14 protein-coding genes are annotated in these 15,704 nt (G+C 63.2%); 6 read left to right on the top strand and 8 right to left on the bottom strand.

All coding sequences use genetic code 11. The annotated features are described in order from the left end of the window. Window positions 1-420: 420 nt before the first annotated feature. Window positions 421-1,071, bottom strand: a complete 651-nt coding sequence (locus HWE01_RS10605; RefSeq protein WP_241821796.1) for a VOC family protein — start codon at window positions 1,069-1,071, stop codon at window positions 421-423. A 97-nt stretch (window positions 1,072-1,168) separates the two neighbouring features. Here HWE01_RS10605 and HWE01_RS10600 point away from each other — a divergent pair, with 97 nt between their 5' ends. The 4 genes from HWE01_RS10600 to plsY all read left to right on the top strand — a co-directional run bounded on the left by HWE01_RS10600 (window position 1,169) and on the right by plsY (window position 3,856). Further along, window positions 1,169-1,672, top strand: a complete 504-nt coding sequence (locus HWE01_RS10600; protein ID WP_034349693.1) for a methylated-DNA--[protein]-cysteine S-methyltransferase — start codon at window positions 1,169-1,171, stop codon at window positions 1,670-1,672. Window positions 1,673-1,681: 9 nt separating this feature from the next. Further along, the gene (gene xerD, locus HWE01_RS10595) at window positions 1,682-2,605 is read left to right on the top strand and encodes a site-specific tyrosine recombinase XerD (RefSeq protein WP_175342693.1); all 924 of its coding nucleotides are present in this window, start codon (window positions 1,682-1,684) and stop codon (window positions 2,603-2,605) included. 75 nt (window positions 2,606-2,680) lie between these two features. Beyond that, window positions 2,681-3,181 (top strand): aminoacyl-tRNA deacylase, encoded by a 501-nt coding sequence (locus HWE01_RS10590; protein WP_175342694.1) that lies wholly within the window; start codon window positions 2,681-2,683, stop codon window positions 3,179-3,181. A gap of 57 nt (window positions 3,182-3,238) precedes the next feature. Further along, complete coding sequence (plsY, locus tag HWE01_RS10585) at window positions 3,239-3,856, top strand: glycerol-3-phosphate 1-O-acyltransferase PlsY (RefSeq protein ID WP_008325770.1); 618 nt, start codon at window positions 3,239-3,241, stop codon at window positions 3,854-3,856. Between the two features lie 102 nt (window positions 3,857-3,958). Here the strand turns inward: plsY and tsaD are convergent, their stop codons facing one another. Continuing rightward, window positions 3,959-5,014: a tRNA (adenosine(37)-N6)-threonylcarbamoyltransferase complex transferase subunit TsaD gene (tsaD, locus tag HWE01_RS10580; protein WP_008325771.1), complete on the bottom strand. Its 1,056-nt coding sequence runs from the start codon at window positions 5,012-5,014 to the stop codon at window positions 3,959-3,961. Window positions 5,015-5,142: 128 nt separating this feature from the next. Here tsaD and ybiB point away from each other — a divergent pair, with 128 nt between their 5' ends. Continuing rightward, window positions 5,143-6,177, top strand: coding sequence for a DNA-binding protein YbiB (gene ybiB / locus HWE01_RS10575; RefSeq protein WP_008325772.1), 1,035 nt, complete (start codon window positions 5,143-5,145; stop codon window positions 6,175-6,177). Between the two features lie 235 nt (window positions 6,178-6,412). On the opposite strand, the gene HWE01_RS10570 is transcribed toward ybiB, so the two are convergent. Continuing rightward, complete coding sequence (locus tag HWE01_RS10570; protein WP_008325773.1) at window positions 6,413-6,865, bottom strand: hypothetical protein; 453 nt, start codon at window positions 6,863-6,865, stop codon at window positions 6,413-6,415. Window positions 6,866-7,866: 1,001 nt separating this feature from the next. On the opposite strand from HWE01_RS10570, the gene HWE01_RS10565 reads away from it, so the two are divergent. Then, window positions 7,867-9,969: a putative bifunctional diguanylate cyclase/phosphodiesterase gene (locus HWE01_RS10565; RefSeq protein WP_241821795.1), complete on the top strand. Its 2,103-nt coding sequence runs from the start codon at window positions 7,867-7,869 to the stop codon at window positions 9,967-9,969. Here HWE01_RS10565 and HWE01_RS10560 read toward each other — a convergent pair. The 5 genes from HWE01_RS10560 to trxA form a co-directional block, all read right to left on the bottom strand. Continuing rightward, window positions 9,959-11,350, bottom strand: coding sequence for an MATE family efflux transporter (locus HWE01_RS10560; RefSeq protein ID WP_008325776.1), 1,392 nt, complete (start codon window positions 11,348-11,350; stop codon window positions 9,959-9,961). The two genes, HWE01_RS10565 and HWE01_RS10560, sit on opposite strands and share 11 nt — an antisense overlap. Window positions 11,351-11,367: 17 nt before the next feature. After that, window positions 11,368-13,092 (bottom strand): ArnT family glycosyltransferase, encoded by a 1,725-nt coding sequence (locus HWE01_RS10555; RefSeq protein ID WP_034349695.1) that lies wholly within the window; start codon window positions 13,090-13,092, stop codon window positions 11,368-11,370. Window positions 13,093-13,333: 241 nt separating this feature from the next. Further along, window positions 13,334-13,603: a type B 50S ribosomal protein L31 gene (locus tag HWE01_RS10550; protein WP_008325780.1), complete on the bottom strand. Its 270-nt coding sequence runs from the start codon at window positions 13,601-13,603 to the stop codon at window positions 13,334-13,336. Window positions 13,604-13,880: 277 nt separating this feature from the next. After that, window positions 13,881-15,143: a transcription termination factor Rho gene (gene rho, locus HWE01_RS10545; protein WP_008325783.1), complete on the bottom strand. Its 1,263-nt coding sequence runs from the start codon at window positions 15,141-15,143 to the stop codon at window positions 13,881-13,883. Window positions 15,144-15,274: 131 nt separating this feature from the next. Continuing rightward, window positions 15,275-15,601, bottom strand: a complete 327-nt coding sequence (gene trxA / locus HWE01_RS10540; RefSeq protein WP_006462943.1) for a thioredoxin TrxA — start codon at window positions 15,599-15,601, stop codon at window positions 15,275-15,277. Window positions 15,602-15,704 lie beyond the last annotated feature (103 nt).

Here is a 15,704-nt window from a genome sequence, read left to right as displayed (position 1 = left end):
TGAAAAGTATGTTGGTTTTGCCCTGAAAAAGTGCTTTGAAACGGCACGAAGTGCTGCTAAAGTGCGGGCTTTGCTGAATCGGCAGATGGTGTTTGCCGTCCCGGCAATCGAGTTTTTGCAAACAAGTTTTTCTAGTGAGTTGTTGATGTACTTGCCTCACCGGTGACCCCTCCGACACATCGGAACGGGCGCAGCGAGGCAGCACCGAATACAAAGCGGGTGGTGCATAACAAACGGTATCGATACCGGGAAACTGAGGAGACGTGCATTCGATTGAAACCGTTCAAACGGTCGGGAATGCATCAGGAGTATTTTGAAGGCGCATCCACGGATGCGCCTTTTTTCTTGGTGTGGCGTGGTCGTGATGGGTCGTATAAATCGTTTATACGGTTTATATTTTTTGCATCGGGCGACGGCGCATCAGTCCAATATGCGCGCTCCCTGTGGCGTGGACACCACAGCACGCAGGCTGGCGTGCTTTGCTTGCTTCAAGACGATACGTGCATCGGCCAGTCCGATGCTCTGCCAGGCCACCTGCAATTGCTGCGCGGCGGGATGTTCCAGGACCAGTTGCTGCAAGCGGCATCCGCGCTCGGGCAGGGCGCTGGCCGGGTGCGCTGCGCTGAGCCACTGGATCAGGGAGGGCATCACGCCCGCGCAGGCCGGGGCACCATCGGCGGCAATGGTGATGAGCCAGTCCAGTGTGCCCCGCTGCATGGGTTCGATGACACCGGGTGCGATGGGACTGGCAGCTACCGCGGCGGCGATATCGCTGGTGCGCGCCACCCAGTGCGCCAGACGCGGTGCGGCATCGGCGGGCAAGTCATCCATGCCGAACCAGCGTGGGCGGTCCGGCGTTTGCGCTTGCGGATCGATGGCGATCACTTCCAGATAGAACCCTTCGCCCAGCGACAGCAGGGCATTGTGCGTACCCAGCCGCACATGCTGTCCGCCGATGCGCGGCGCCATGGAAACGCCCAGGCGCTGCTCCACCCAGGCCATGCCGGCCTCCAGCGTGGATGCGGTCACGACCAGGTGGTCGGGGGCGGTGTGCAAGGGGGTAGCGGTCATGCGGTCTCCAGGAAGTTTTGCCCGATGGTATCAAGCCCGTGCCTGAATTGCTTACAATAGGCGCCCCAGGCCCTTGCCGCGATTGCCCGGTTTTCCGATGACCCCTGCCGACTCCCCGTTGACCGCTCTGTTCTCTGCCGTGGTGCACACCCCCTTCGGCGGCATGGGTATCCGCACCCGGGCGGGAGCGCTGGTGGAGATGGTGTATCTGCCGCCGCACTACGCCGAGCAGGACGCCAGCGATGCCGTGGCCGCGCAGGCGGTGCAGCAGATCACGCATTATCTGGCCGATCCTGGCTATCGTTTCGCATTGCCGCTGCAGACCGTCGGCAGTGCGTTCCAGCAGCGTGTCTGGCAAGCCATTGCCGAGATCCCCTGCGGTCAGGTACTGACCTATGGGCAGCTTGCCAGGCGTATCCAGTCCGCACCGCGCGCGGTAGGGCAGGCCTGTGGCGCCAACTGGTATCCGCTGGTGATTCCCTGTCATCGCGTGACGGCCGCAGGTGGCCTGGGCGGTTTCTCGCATCATGACGACGAAGATGGCTTCCACCTGGAGGTCAAGCGCTGGCTGCTGCGCCACGAAGGCGTGACCGGATACTGACGCACGGGCATGGGACGCACCACACCAAAGATCGAAGCCCCGTCCGTGAGCCGCGAGGCCATCGACGAATTCTGCGACACCCTGTGGCTGGAAGATGGCCTGTCCAAGAACACGCTGGAAGCCTACCGCCGCGACATGACCCTGTACGCCCACTGGCTCTATCAGGAGCGCGCCAAGGCGCTCTACGACACGCAGGCCGAAGACCTCAACGCCTACTTCGCCGCGCGCCATGATGCCACCAAGCCCAGCTCGTCCAATCGCCGCCTCGCTGTCCTGAAGCGCTTTTTCCAGCTGGCCTTGCGGCAGCACCATGTGGCCGCCGATCCTTGCCTGAAGCTGCGCTCGGCACGCCAGCCGCAGCGCCTGCCCAAGACCATGTCCGAAGCTCAGGTGGAGGCGCTGCTGGCAGCGCCCGATGTCTCCACGCCGCTGGGTCTGCGCGATCGCGCCATGATCGAACTGATGTATGCCAGCGGTTTGCGGGTGTCGGAACTGGTGAGCTTGAAGAGCATCGAGGTCGGCATGAATGAGGGCGTCTTGCGCGTGACCGGCAAGGGCAGCAAGACGCGCCTGGTGCCGTTCGGTGAGGAAGCGGGAGCGTGGATGGCGCGTTATCTGGCCGAGGCGCGCAGCCAGATCCTGCAGGGGCAGATCGATGATGCGCTCTTCGTCACCGCCCGCGGCGGGCCGATGACGCGCCAGATGTTCTGGACGCTCATCAAGAAATACGCGCTCCAGGCCGGCATCACCGTCCGTCTGTCGCCGCACACCTTGCGCCATGCCTTTGCCACGCACCTGCTCAACCATGGCGCCGACCTGCGCGTGGTGCAGCTGCTGCTGGGCCATGCCGACATCTCGACCACCCAGATCTACACGCATGTAGCGCGCGAACGCTTGAAGCAACTGCATGCCGCACATCACCCCCGCGGCTGATCTTGCGGCATAATGTGCGCCCATGACGGCCCAACCGGCCTGTGCGCCGGTCAGCCTGCCGTCAGGAAGACACCGATGAGCGCCAAGAAAGAACACATCTCCGAAACCCCCGCCACGCAATTCCTGCGCAAGCAGGGCGTGGTCTTCACCGAGCATCCCTACGATTACGAGGAGCACGGCGGCACCTCGGTGTCCTCGCGCGAACTGGGCGTGGACGAGCATGCGGTCATCAAGACCCTGGTGATGCAGGACGAGGCCGCCAAGCCGCTGCTGGTGCTCATGCACGGCGACTGCAAGGTCTCCACCAAGAACCTGGCGCGCCAGATTGGCTGCAAGTCGGTCGAGCCGTGCAAGCCGGAAGTGGCCAACCGCCACTCGGGTTTCCTGATCGGCGGCACCTCGCCCTTCGGCACGCGCAAGACCATGCCGGTTTATGTGGAGTCGACCATCCTCGAACTCGACAAGATCTACATCAACGGCGGACGCCGGGGATTTCTGGTCGGCATCGATCCGGCCGTGATCCTGAAGGTGCTGCCGGCCAAGGCGGTGCAGTGTGCACTGGCCGACGCAGCCTGAGCCTGTGCGACCTGCCCGCCACCCCCGAATGACAGAGACAACAGAAAGCCCCTCCTCATGTACAACATCCTCTTTGCCCTCGCGGCCTACCTGATCGGTTCGCTGTCCTTTGCGGTGCTGGTCTCCAAGCTGTTTGGCCTGTCCGACCCGCGCACCTATGGTTCGAAGAATCCGGGCGCGACCAATGTTCTGCGCAGCGGCAACAAGAAGGCGGCTGCGCTGACCCTGCTGGGTGACGGTTTCAAGGGTTGGCTGGCAGTGTGGCTGGCACAGAAGTTCGGTCCGCAGTTTGGCGTGGACGATACCGGCATTGCGCTGGTGACTCTGGCCGTCTTCCTGGGCCATCTGTGGCCGGTGTTCTTCCGCTTTGTCGGCGGCAAGGGCGTGGCGACCGCACTGGGCATCCTGCTGGCGCTGGATCCGTGGCTGGGCCTGGCGACGCTGGCGACCTGGCTGGCGGTGGCCTTCGCCTTCCGCTATTCGTCGCTGGCGGCGCTGGTGGCAGCGCTGTTTGCGCCGTTCTACTACGGCCTGTTGTTCGGTACTACCGATGGCATTCTGCTGGCCGTGGTGGCCATGGCGGCCCTGCTGATCTATCGCCATCGCAAGAACATCGGCAACCTGCTGGCGGGCAAGGAAAGCCGCATTGGCGACAAGAAGAAGGCTGCCAAGTAAGGCCAGGCAAGGCCAGGCAAGCCTGCCGATTGGATTGGAAAGAAGGGCCGCAATTTGCATTGCGGCCCTTTTTGCTTATATCGTTTAAATAATTTACGTGATTCAGGCAGTAGTGGTGTCTTCCTGTCGCTGCGGCGGCCGCAACTCATCCAGCGGCCAGCGCGGGCGTACGCCAAAACCGTATTCCTTGCGCGCCGCACCCGGCTCCTCACGCAGGCGCATGGCACCGGCGAAGGCGATCATGGCACCGTTGTCGGTGCAGAATTGCAGTTCCGGGTAGAAGACTTCATAACGCCGCTTGGCCGCCGCCGCATCGAGGGCCGCGCGCAGCTGCGCATTGGCACCCACGCCGCCGGCGATGACCAGACGCTTCAGGTTGGTCTGTTTCAGGGCCGTCATGCACTTGGCCACCAGCACGTCCACGATGGCATCGACGAAACCGCGCGCGATGTTGGCCTTGTCCTGTTCGCAGATGTTTGCGCTGTGCTGCTTGACCACGGTGAGTACCGCCGTCTTCAAGCCCGAGAAACTGAAATCGAGATTCTTGGAGTGCAGCATCGGACGCGGCAATTGATAAGCATTCGGATCGCCGAACTCGGCCAGGCGCGAAATCGCCGGCCCGCCCGGATAGCCCAGTCCCAGCAGCTTGGCCGACTTGTCGAAGGCTTCGCCAGCCGCGTCATCCAGAGTTTCACCCAGAAGTTCATAACGCCCCACGCCATCCACGCGCATCAACTGCGTATGCCCGCCCGAGACCAGCAAGGCGATGAAGGGAAAGCGCGGCGGCTTGCTCGCCAGCAGGGGCGAGAGCAGATGACCCTCCAGGTGATGGATGCCCAGCACTGGCTTGTCCAGCGCCAGGCCCAGCGCGCAGGCCACCGACGCACCCACCAGCAGCGCCCCGGCCAGACCCGGCCCCTGGGTGTAGGCGATGGCATCTATGTCAGTGGCGGGCACTCCGGCATCGGCCAGAGTTTGCGTGAGCAGCGGAATGGCGCGGCGGATGTGGTCGCGCGAGGCCAGCTCGGGGACGACACCGCCGTATTCCTGGTGCATGGCAATCTGCGAATGCAGGGCATGCGCCAGCAGACCGCGCTCGGTGTCGTACAGAGCGAGGCCGGTTTCGTCACAGGAAGATTCGACGCCGAGAACTAACATGGGATGCACTCAATGAAGCCGCCGCACCAGCGCAGGAGGACCGTGCGGCAAAGGCGCTATTGTAAAGGAAAGCCGCCGCACGAGCGCTGCAGCTGGGGCATCCGGCGCTTTTGGTGTACCCTTCGCCCATGTCAAACGATGCCCACATTCCTGCTCCGGCTGCGGCCGTCGAGCCTGCCTCCGGCACTGCGCTGCCGTCAGCGCCCCCCTTCGCCGCCGCCCGTTTCATCAAGGAAATCGGACGCGGCAAGGACGGTGCCCGCAGTCTCTCGCGCGAGGATGCGCAATTGCTGTACGCCGCCATGCTCGAGGGGCGCGTCAGCGATCTCGAACTCGGCGGCATCCTCTTGTCCATGCGCATCAAGGGCGAGTCGGTCGACGAGATCGCCGGCTTCCTGGCCGCCGCCGAGGCTTCTTTCACACCCTTGCGTGCGCCGGCAGGGCCCTATGCACCGGTGGTGCTGCCCAGCTACAACGGCTCGCGCAAGATGGCCAACCTGACCCCGTTGCTGTGCCTGCTGCTGGTGCGTCGCGGCGTGCCGGTGCTCATGCACGGGGTCACGCAGGACCCGCAGCGCGTGACCAGCGCCGAGATCTTTACCGCCCTGGGCGTGCCTCATGCGGCGTCGGCGGCCGAGGCCGAAGCCCGCATGGCCGCCAGGCTGCCGGCCTTCATCCCGATCGCTGCCCTGGCGCCCGCGGTGGCCCGCCTGCTGGACCTGCGTCGCATCCTGGGGGTACGCAATTCCACCCACACACTGGTCAAGATCATGCAGCCGTTCGCGCAGCCCGCATTGCGTCTGACGTCGTACACCCATCCGGAATATCTGGAGATGCTGACCGACTACTTCAGTCATGCCGCCCCGCATGATCGCGGCGATGCCTTCCTGATGCGCGGTACCGAAGGCGAGACCGTGGCCAATGCGCGGCGGGCCCAGCGCATCGACTGGTTCAGTCGCGGCATGCGCACGGTGCTGGTGGAGAAACAGAGCGTGGCCGAGGAGCTGCCGGATCTGCCCGATGGACAGGACGCCGCTGCGACCGCAGCCTGGATCATGGAGGTGCTGGAAGACCGCCGTCCGGTCCCGCAGGCCATCGCCGAGCAGGTCGATCACTGTGTCGACGTGGCCGCGCGCGTGGGAGGCAACCTGCCTGCCGCGTGAACGATGTGCCACAGAGAATCCCGTGAGGCGGGAAGCTGACACGTTCACAGGATGCGCGCGCAAGCGCAGTGGCTTGGGACCGATCCTGCACAGGCCGGCGATAAGAAAACAACGCGAAGAAGCAGGATCCCAGGGGGGGGCGGGATCGTGATTCGGAGAGGTGGGAAACTGGGAGAAAACGTCAGGAAATCATGCAGCCGACGCTACGCACGAGCGTGAAAGCGTGAGATCGTCTTCAGGTGCGTGATCGACGACGCGGGGTGGTCTTGGCGGCCGGAATGATCTTCTCGGCCGCCTGGATAGCAAGCTGGGAGAAGGCGAAGATCACTTCCTTGACGATCTTGCGCTGCGGCGCGGGCAGATTGATGAACGCCTCGAAGGCTTCGCGTTCGCGGTAGCCGATGGCTTCTTCCCAGCGGGCGCGACGCTTGTCGATGCGCTTGCTGAGTTCTTCGCCGAAGCGCAGATGCTGTGGCGTGACAATGAGCCACTCGGCCAGGGTTTCCAGCTTGTCCTGCTTGGGCATTGACTCCCCCAGCAGCCAGCGGCGTACCCCATGCAGGGTCATTGGCTTGCCCCAGTAACGCAGATTGAATTCCCTTTCCAGAACGGCGGGCTTGGGTTCGTATCCAGCTTTTTCCATCGCTGCGCGCAGGCGCTTGGCGAATTTTTGATTGGCGGTTTCCATGATTTCGAAGGTACTTTGAGGTAGCGCTTTCCGGGGTACGTTTGCTTCCGAGGTGAGTTACGCCGCAAACGTGATTTATACTCACTGCCTTGAACGCCTGCGCCATCGCTCCGGCAACGGGCCGCACGCCACCCCGCCGAAGCAGTTCCGGCAAGCATTTCCGGCCGATGGGAAAGCGTCCATGTGCAAGTCTCCACAGCGATCTTTGGTGCAGTGTGCAGTCGCATTTGGCACGGTGCGCCGTGCACAGATGTCAGGTCATCAGGCCACTGCAAGTACGTCGTGGAGAGTGCGTTGCAGGGTCGGCCGGGTGCATCGCATGCTTGACGCAGGAGGGACGATGCCGGTCTTGTGATGTCTGCATTGTCGGTCCAGATGTCTTGCGTGTGCATCGGGCGGGCGCAAATTTTTAAGGTTTGTGTCCGCCGCGAGACACGCGCCGTGGTACGCGATGCGGGCTTTACGATCTGGCGCGGCGCGGCATTTCGCGCCCGAAGCGCGCTAGAATAGCGGGACAGAGAAAAGGGGAACCGGGCATCCGGTGAATGAATAGCCGATATCTTTCCCATTCCACGGGGATGGAATTTTGTTAGATAATTCGGCCCATCCTTTTTGGGGGGCAGCAAGGTCCGAAAACTTTCCGGACAGTCACACGAGCAGCAAGCTGGTTGCAACTAATCGAACAAATCAAAGAAGTCAGCAGCATCCTTGTGGTACGTTTTTGTTACGTAACTTTTTGATGTTCCCGCAATGACGCCTGTGGCGTCGCGTCAGTGGCATGGTTTCCTGCCGCACGCGATGCGGCCAGCCCCATTGCGGGATGGAACGCGGCGACCCGTGGAGATGCCACGGCGATCGACTGACGTCCTGCAGCCCGCTACGCCATGTCGGCAGCGTGGGTGCGCCGGGACGGAACGGCCGCGATACCGAGCAGGCGTGCTGTCCTGCGGGCTCCCAGCGATCGCCCGCGTGGAAGGTGCGCACCCGAGCCAGGTCCGACGATGTCAGCTTCCTTTCATTTCCTGCTGTTGGCCTTCGCCTTGCTGGTCGCCAGCCTGTCGTCCTATGCGGCCTTGGAGGTCTCCGAGCGCATCGTGCTGCAGGAAGCCCAGCGCCGCCGGCTATGGCTCTCGGTAGGGGCGGTCGTGTTCGGCATGGGCGTGTGGGGCGCCATGCTGCTGACCGTGGCCTCGCTGGACACCCCCGTGCGCATTGGTTTCGATGCGCGCATGGTGGTGCTGGCCCTGTTGCTGTGCCTGGCCAGCGCCTTTTACCTGATGCACCTGACGGGCATGCGGCGCCCCCATTCCACCCGGCTGGTGATCGGCGGGCTGGCCATCGGCGCAGCCTTCAATGCCGCCTTCCACATTGCGCTGCGTTCCATGACGCTGGTGCCGCCCGTGCTGTACGACACGCACCTGCTGATCCTGGCGCTGGTGGTATCGGAGGTGCTGGCGGTGTTCATCGTCACGCTCTTTTCGGCCAGCAACGGACGCAAGCCCATGACCGGTTCACTCAACTCGCAGCAGGCTCGTCGCGTGCTGGCCGCCCTGCTGGTGGGTGCCGGAGTGGTGTCGGCGGCGGTGGCCGGGCTGCGTGCACTGCGCATCGACCCGCAGACGCAGAGCCTGGCCGGAGAAGGCATCACGCGTGAGCATCTGGTCAATGGCCTGGTGTTCCTGGCCTTCCTGGCCATGGCGCTGGCGCTGGTGGTCAGCGGCGTGCAGCGCAACCAGGTCTTGAAGAAGATCGTCGGTCGCACCAATGACAAGCTGCTGCACTTTGCCACCCATGATGTACTCACCGGCCTGCCCAACCGGGCTTTGCTGGCGGACCGCATCCAGCATGCGGTAGAGGTGGCGCGCCGCAATGGCAGGCCGTTCGCGGTGCTGTTCATGGATCTCGATGGCTTCAAGGCCATCAACGATTCGCTCGGCCATGCCGTCGGGGATGGCCTGCTGGTGGCCGTGGCGCAACGTATCCGCGCCTGCATCCGGGGCGAGGACATGGTGGCGCGCATTGGTGGCGACGAGTTCGTGGTGGTGATGAGCAATCTCTCCACGCCCGAGGTGGTGGAGCAATTGTCGGAAAACATCCTGGCCGTATTGCGCCAGGATTTCCAGATCGAGGACGCGACCCTGCGCGTGACCTCCAGCATCGGCATTGCCGTCTATCCCAACAGTGGGGAGTCGGTCGATACCCTGATGAAGAACGCTGACGCCGCCATGTACGAGGCCAAGCAGAGCGGTCGCAATACCTATCGCTTCTTCGAACCAGCCATGCACGCCAGTGCCATGCGCCATCTGCAGGTGCGGCAGGCACTGCAGCAGGCCATCGACGGCCAGCAGTTCCGCCTGCATTTCCAGCCCAAATATCGTGGCGCCGGCAAGGAACTGACCGGGCTGGAAGCCCTGCTGCGCTGGCATCATCCTGAACTGGGCGAGATGGCGCCGTCCGAATTCATTCCCATCGCCGAGCGTTCGGGCCAGATCCTCAGCATCGGCGACTGGGTGCTGCAGGCGGTGTGCAGGCAGATCGCCTGCTGGGATGCGGCCGGGATGAAGCCGGTCAAGGTGGCCATGAACCTGTCGCCGCTGCAGATGCGCAGCGATCTGGTGGACAGCATCGTCGAGGTGGTCAGCGCAGCCGGCATCGCGCCGCAGCGGCTCATGTTCGAGATCACGGAAACGGCCGCCATGAAGGATGTGGAGCGCACCACGCGGGTGGTGCGCGAGCTGCAGTCACTGGGCTTCGACATTGCCATCGATGACTTCGGCACCGGCTATTCCAGCCTGGCCTATCTGGCGCAGTTCCACTGCCGGCAGGTCAAGATCGACCGTTTCTTTACCTCGCGCCTGGACCTGGAGGACCACTCCGGACGCGCCATCGTGGCCGCCATCATCGCGCTGGCACATGCCCTGCAGATGGAAGTGGTGGCCGAAGGGGTGGAGACCGAAGGGCAGTTGCGCGAACTGCAGCTGCTGCATTGTGATCAGGTGCAGGGCTTCCTGCTGGGGCGACCGGATGAGCCCTTGAGCGTGCCCGGACTGGTCAATGCCAGCAATGACGATCTGTTTGCGGCCGGCAGCGTGATCAAACGCTGAGTTCGCCGCGTTGCGCGCGGCGCTGTATGACCCGCAGATAGGCCAGCAGTCCTGCACCCACCAGGCCGAGACTGACACTGTTGGCCAGCCAGAATCCGGCCGGACCGCGCAGGGCCGACGGTGTCACGCCCAGCGGATCGAGTCCCAGCAGATAACCGCCGCCCAGACCCACCCCCCACAGCGTGACCGCGTAGATGACGGTGGGCACCACCGCCACCTTGTAGGCACGCAGCACGAAGGCCGTGGTCACCTGCATGGAGTCGAACAGCTGGTAGAAGGCGATGTAGAGGAACAGCGGCAGTGCTGCACTGACGATGACCGGGTCCGGCGTATAGGCGCGAATGATATGCCCCCGCAGGAACCAGACGATCACGCCGATGACCACCGACAGCGACACCGCCAGGCGTATGCCGGCACGGCCGATCTTTCTGGCCTCAGGCATGTTGCCGCCGCCGATGGCTTGCGCCACCAGCGTGCCGGTGGCGCTGGCAATGGACAGCGGCAGCATGTAGAGCACCGTGCCGACATTGGCCGTGATCTGATGTCCGGCCACCGGTACTGCACCGAGGCGCGCGATGAACACCGCCATCAAGGTGAAGGCGGTGACCTCGATGAAATAGGACATGCCGATCGGAATGCCCAGTCGCAGCAGGGTGCGCTGGCTTTTCCAGGAGGGCGCGACGAAACCGCTGCCAAACAGCTTGAGCGGACGATACAGGGGCAGGCGGGCGACCAGCATCCAGGCCGCGATCATCATCAGCCAGGCGATGAGGGTGGTGGCGATGGCGCAGCCTGGGCCGCCGAAGGCCGGCAGTCCCAGGCCGCCGAAGATGAGCAGGGCATTGAGCGGGAGCTTCAGCAGCAGTCCGCCCAGTTGCAGGGCCATCACCATCTTGGGCCGGGCCAGTGCCGTATTGAGCGAGGAATAGACGCGGAAGAACAGCGTGGCCGGCAGCGCCAGCGCTTCGATGCGCAGGTACAGCGTGGCCTTTTCCACCAGTTCCGGCGAAGCCTTGGCCAGCGCCAGGAAGAGCGGCGAGAACATCAGGATCAGGGAGCCCACGATGGACAGCAGTACGGCCAGCCACAGGCCCTGCTTGACCTCGTGGCCGATCTCGCCCGTGCGACCGGCGCCGAAGAGCTGGCCGATGGTGGGCTGCAGCGCCTGCAATACGCCCGACAGGCCGACGAAGACGCTCACGTAGATCGACACGCCCAGTGCCAGCGCGCCCAGGTCCAGGGCCGAAAAGCGCGAGACCATGGCGGTATCGATGACGCCATTGGCGATGATGGCCAGCTGCCCGATCAGCAGTGGCCAGGCCAGCCGCGCGATGCGGCCGACGTGATGGCGGGAGGAGAGGGCGGGCAGTTCAGTGGTCACGCGGCGATGGTCCCCGATCAGCGACCGGCGCGGCGATACAGGCGGAAGCGCTCGTCGCGGTCGGAGGGCCGGCGGCCTTCCCAGAGCATGCGCCAGTTGCCAGGGTACTGGCGCAGCATGAGCGAGGCATCCTGGTTGCTGATGTCATCCTGCAGCAGCAGGTAGTCGCAGCTCTGGTCGCGCTCGTCGGCAAAGCGCACGTTGCCGAAGTAGGCGAAGGAAGCGCGCTGGGCCGGACCGACATTGGTCTGTACGCATTGCTTGACCGAGCCCAGTTTCGATTCGATCTGTTCGGCCACGCCTGCATAGCTCTTGCCATAGTTGACCCAGGGCAGCCACAGCGTCATCAGCAGTACCCAGCACAGGATCACGCCGCCCGAGGACAGCACGACCGCGCGCCACAGTACCGAAGGACGGCGCGAGATGCGCCAGTGCACCACGACGATCCAGGCGATAGTGGCGGCCACGGCTATGGCCAGGGAAATCCAGGTGAAGCCGGGTTTGAAGCCGGGGGCCAGCTTGTAGGCATTGCGGGCGATCTGCGCCGGCCAGCCGGTTTCCTTGGCGATCCAGCCGATCCAGATGAAGGCGGCCGAGGTGGTCAGCGTCATCACCGAGAACCAGTCCACCGCATTGATGGCGCCGCGCTTCATGGTCGGCAGGCCGAAGGCGGCCAGGATCGCCAGTGCCGGCAGCAGCGGCAGCAGCATGCCTTCTTCACGATGCACGTTGATGAGCACCAGCAGCGTGATGGGGATCAGGAAGGCCAATGGCAAGGCGATGTGCAGCGAACCCAGCTGACGTCGCCAGGCGTACAGCGCCCAGCCGGCGAAAGGCCAGGCGGGCCAGGCGAACCAGACGCCGTACTTGCCGAGGAAGGCCAGGGTGGACAGCGTCGGACGATTGAGCTGGTAGATGTTCCAGCTCATCCACAGTTCGAACTGGCTGGCCGCTTCGGCCGGGATAAGGTGCTGCAAGGCCACCACCCATGCCGCGCTGATGAGCAGGGCCAGCGGCAGTGCCAGCAACAGCAAGCGGCTCATGGCGCGGCCGTCCTTGCGCAGGAGCGCCAGCAGCACCAGCGCGATGAGCACCCCAGCCGGCAGCAGCCAGCCATAGGTCAGCACCAGCATGCCCAGCGCCAGGCCCAGCCACATGCCGTGACGCCACTTGCCGGCATCGAACACACGCGCCGCGCCGAACATGGCATAGGCCACCAGCGCGATCTGCAGGGTCTTGGGACTGGTCTCGTGGCTGTGCAGCAGCAGGCCGAGGAAACCGAGATAGATCAGGAAGGCGCCATCGGCCAGGGTACGGCCGAAGTCCTTGGGCTCGGGCTGGCCGCCGAAGGCCAGCTTCAAGGGCTGTGCTTCGGCGCGGCGACCCAGCAGGTAGGTGGTGTACCAGATCGACATGGAGCCGACCAGGAAGCAGCCCACCACCGAGATGCGTGCGGCCAGCGGGTCGCCCAGCAGCCAGCCGAAGAGTTTGATGCAGATTGCACCAAACCAGTAGGCTAGCGGGCTTTCGGCCGGCAGCGGCAGGCCGGCCACGTTGGGGGTGAGCCAGTCGGTCAGCGTGCCGTGGGCCATGGTCCACATGATGCCGAAGCTGGTGGCGTCCTCGTTCTTCCACGGATCGCGGCCGATCAGGCCGGGCAGGATGTAGAGGAGGGCAAGCGCAAGCAGGACCATGCGCGGAAGCGCATTGGTCGCGGCGGCGGGAAGACGGACTGGCTTCATCAAGATCTTGTTGCTCTTGTTCTGTGCTGCGTGTTGGGTGATGCGCTGGCCGGAGGGCCTGGGCCGCGCGGTCGCCGTTGTGTTCGGCGGCTGGTGTTTTTTTAGCAGGCCCTATTGTGCAGGAAAACCCGGTAAAAAGTTGTTTCTGTCTGCTACATCGTGGTGCAGGCGCGGCCTGGGCACCACGGAAGATCCAAACAAAAAAGGCAGCCGGAGCTGCCTTTTTTGAGGGAAGTACAGATTACGCCTTCGAGACTGCAGTCTTCGAACCGACGGAACCGAACTTCTGGCGGAACTTCTCGACGCGGCCAGCGGTGTCGACGATCTTGTGCTTGCCGGTGTAGAACGGGTGCGATTCGGAGGACACTTCGATCTTCACCAGGGGATATTGCTTGCCTTCGAACTCGGCGGTTTCGCGGGTGCCGATGGTCGAGCGGGTGATGAACTTGAAGTCGTTCGACATGTCGTGGAACAGGACTTCGCGGTAATCCGGGTGGATGCCTTCTTTCATGATTGCCTCAAGAGTAGTTTGGTAGCCAATCGCCACTTCGTCGGTCGCCCTGCTTCTTGACCCGATTGATGATCACTTGCCGGTTTGGAAAAGTCCGAAATTATACAGTGGAATCAGGGGCTTGGGTCAAGGCGGGCAAGCGCTCGGGCCGGTGCGGCGTGGTATTTCAGATGAAAACGCGCCCCGCTTGTTTCCCATCGGGCAATGAAAAACGGCATGTCCGGTGAGGGACATGCCGTTTTCCGAACCTGCCAGGGACTTAGTTGCTTTGATGAACTTAGTTGCCCCGGCGCATCATGTCGAAGAACTCGGCGTTGTTCTTGGTGGACTTCATCTTGTCGAGGATGAATTCCATCGCCTCGATTTCATCCATGTCGTACATGAGCTTGCGCAGCACCCAGATCTTTTGCAGCTGGTCCGGCTTGATCAACAGCTCTTCGCGGCGGGTACCGGACTTGGAGAGGTTGATGGCGGGGTAGACACGCTTCTCGGCCAGGCGACGCTCCAGGTGCACTTCCATGTTGCCGGTGCCCTTGAATTCTTCGTAGATCACGTCATCCATGCGCGAACCGGTTTCGATCAGGGCGGTGGCGATGATGGTCAGCGAGCCGCCTTCTTCGACGTTACGGGCCGCGCCGAAGAAACGCTTCGGGCGTTGCAGCGCGTTGGCATCCACACCGCCGGTGAGCACCTTGCCGGAGGCCGGGATCACGGTGTTGTAGGCGCGTGCCAGACGGGTGATCGAGTCCAGCAGGATGACCACGTCCTTCTTCATTTCCACCAGGCGCTTGGCCTTTTCCAGCACCATTTCGGCGACCTGCACGTGACGCGTGGCCGGTTCGTCGAAGGTGGAGGCGACCACTTCGCCGCGCACCGAGCGCTGCATTTCGGTCACTTCTTCCGGACGTTCGTCGATCAACAGCACGATCATCACGGTGTCCGGATGATTGGTGGTGATGGCGTGGGCGATGTGTTGCAGCATCACCGACTTGCCCGACTTGGGCGAGGCCACCAGCAGGCCGCGCTGGCCGCGGCCGACCGGGGCGATCAGGTCGATGATGCGGCCGGTGATGTTTTCCTCGCCGCGCATGTCGCGCTCCAGCTGCAAGAGCTTGTTGGGGTGCAGGGGCGTGAGGTTTTCAAACAGGATGCGGTGCTTGGAGGCTTCCGGCGGTTCGCCGTTGACCTTGTCGACCTTGACCAGGGCGAAATAGCGCTCGCCATCCTTGGGCGTGCGCACTTCACCTTCGATGGAGTCGCCGGTGTGCAGATTGAAACGGCGGATCTGCGAAGGCGAGATGTAGATGTCGTCGGTGGACGCCATGTAGCTGGCGTCGGGCGAGCGCAGGAAGCCGAAGCCGTCAGGCAACACTTCGAGGGCGCCATCGCCAAAAATCTGTTCTCCTGATTTTGCGCGCTTCTTCAGGATGGCAAACATCAGCTCCTGTTTGCGCAGGCGCGCAGCATTCTCGATGTCCAGGCTGATGGCCATTTCCAGCAAGGCAGAGACGTGCATCGCTTTTAGTTCTGATAAGTGCATATGAGTGTCCCGGGACGGGATAAGTAAAGGTGGGGGAGGGAATTGCGTGGTGTGGATCTAGGATAAAGCCTGGCGTCCTGTGCCGGGCGGACGGCAGCGCGAGCGCGCCGCCGTCGGATGTTACATCAGAATCAGATGTTGCTGTCGATGAACGAGACCAGCTGACCCTTGGCCAGTGCGCCGACCTTCTGGGCAGCGGCTGCGCCGTTCTTGAACAGGATCAGGGTCGGGATGCCGCGAATGCCGAACTTGGCCGGGATGGCCTGGTTGGAATCCACGTCCAGCTTGGCGATCTGCAGCTTGCCGTCGTATTCCTTGGCGACTTCTTCCAGGATCGGGGCGATGGCCTTGCAGGGACCGCACCATTCGGCCCAGAAATCAACCAGCACGGGCTTGTCGGACTTCAGCACATCGGCTTCGAAGGAGGCGTCAGTAATATGTTTGATATGTTCGCTCATGGCATTTCCTCGAGATGAGGCAGTGGTGTAATTAGTCAATCAGCGCCGTGGACACATACCATCAGGCCTGGCGTGAGCCATCAACGCTTCCGGAGTTGCTAGG

The sequence above is a fragment of the Herbaspirillum sp. C7C8 genome (genome assembly GCF_022627875.1).
Taxonomy (GTDB): Bacteria; Pseudomonadota; Gammaproteobacteria; order Burkholderiales; family Burkholderiaceae_D; genus Herbaspirillum.
Note: the sequence above shows the minus strand (reverse complement) of the source record. Positions and strands in the feature narration are given on the sequence as shown.

What these genes read in the sequence shown, in the direction of transcription:
- HWE01_RS10605 (WP_241821796.1), bottom strand. Translation starts at nt 1,071, where the DNA reads ATGACCGCTACCCCCTTGCACACCGCCCCCGACCACCTGGTCGTGACC.
- HWE01_RS10600 (WP_034349693.1), top strand. Translation starts at nt 1,169, where the DNA reads ATGACCCCTGCCGACTCCCCGTTGACCGCTCTGTTCTCTGCCGTGGTG.
- xerD (WP_175342693.1), top strand. Translation starts at nt 1,682, where the DNA reads ATGGGACGCACCACACCAAAGATCGAAGCCCCGTCCGTGAGCCGCGAG.
- HWE01_RS10590 (WP_175342694.1), top strand. Translation starts at nt 2,681, where the DNA reads ATGAGCGCCAAGAAAGAACACATCTCCGAAACCCCCGCCACGCAATTC.
- plsY (WP_008325770.1), top strand. Translation starts at nt 3,239, where the DNA reads ATGTACAACATCCTCTTTGCCCTCGCGGCCTACCTGATCGGTTCGCTG.
- tsaD (WP_008325771.1), bottom strand. Translation starts at nt 5,014, where the DNA reads ATGTTAGTTCTCGGCGTCGAATCTTCCTGTGACGAAACCGGCCTCGCT.
- ybiB (WP_008325772.1), top strand. Translation starts at nt 5,143, where the DNA reads ATGTCAAACGATGCCCACATTCCTGCTCCGGCTGCGGCCGTCGAGCCT.
- HWE01_RS10570 (WP_008325773.1), bottom strand. Translation starts at nt 6,865, where the DNA reads ATGGAAACCGCCAATCAAAAATTCGCCAAGCGCCTGCGCGCAGCGATG.
- HWE01_RS10565 (WP_241821795.1), top strand. Translation starts at nt 7,867, where the DNA reads ATGTCAGCTTCCTTTCATTTCCTGCTGTTGGCCTTCGCCTTGCTGGTC.
- HWE01_RS10555 (WP_034349695.1), bottom strand. Translation starts at nt 13,092, where the DNA reads ATGAAGCCAGTCCGTCTTCCCGCCGCCGCGACCAATGCGCTTCCGCGC.
- HWE01_RS10550 (WP_008325780.1), bottom strand. Translation starts at nt 13,603, where the DNA reads ATGAAAGAAGGCATCCACCCGGATTACCGCGAAGTCCTGTTCCACGAC.
- rho (WP_008325783.1), bottom strand. Translation starts at nt 15,143, where the DNA reads ATGCACTTATCAGAACTAAAAGCGATGCACGTCTCTGCCTTGCTGGAA.
- trxA (WP_006462943.1), bottom strand. Translation starts at nt 15,601, where the DNA reads ATGAGCGAACATATCAAACATATTACTGACGCCTCCTTCGAAGCCGAT.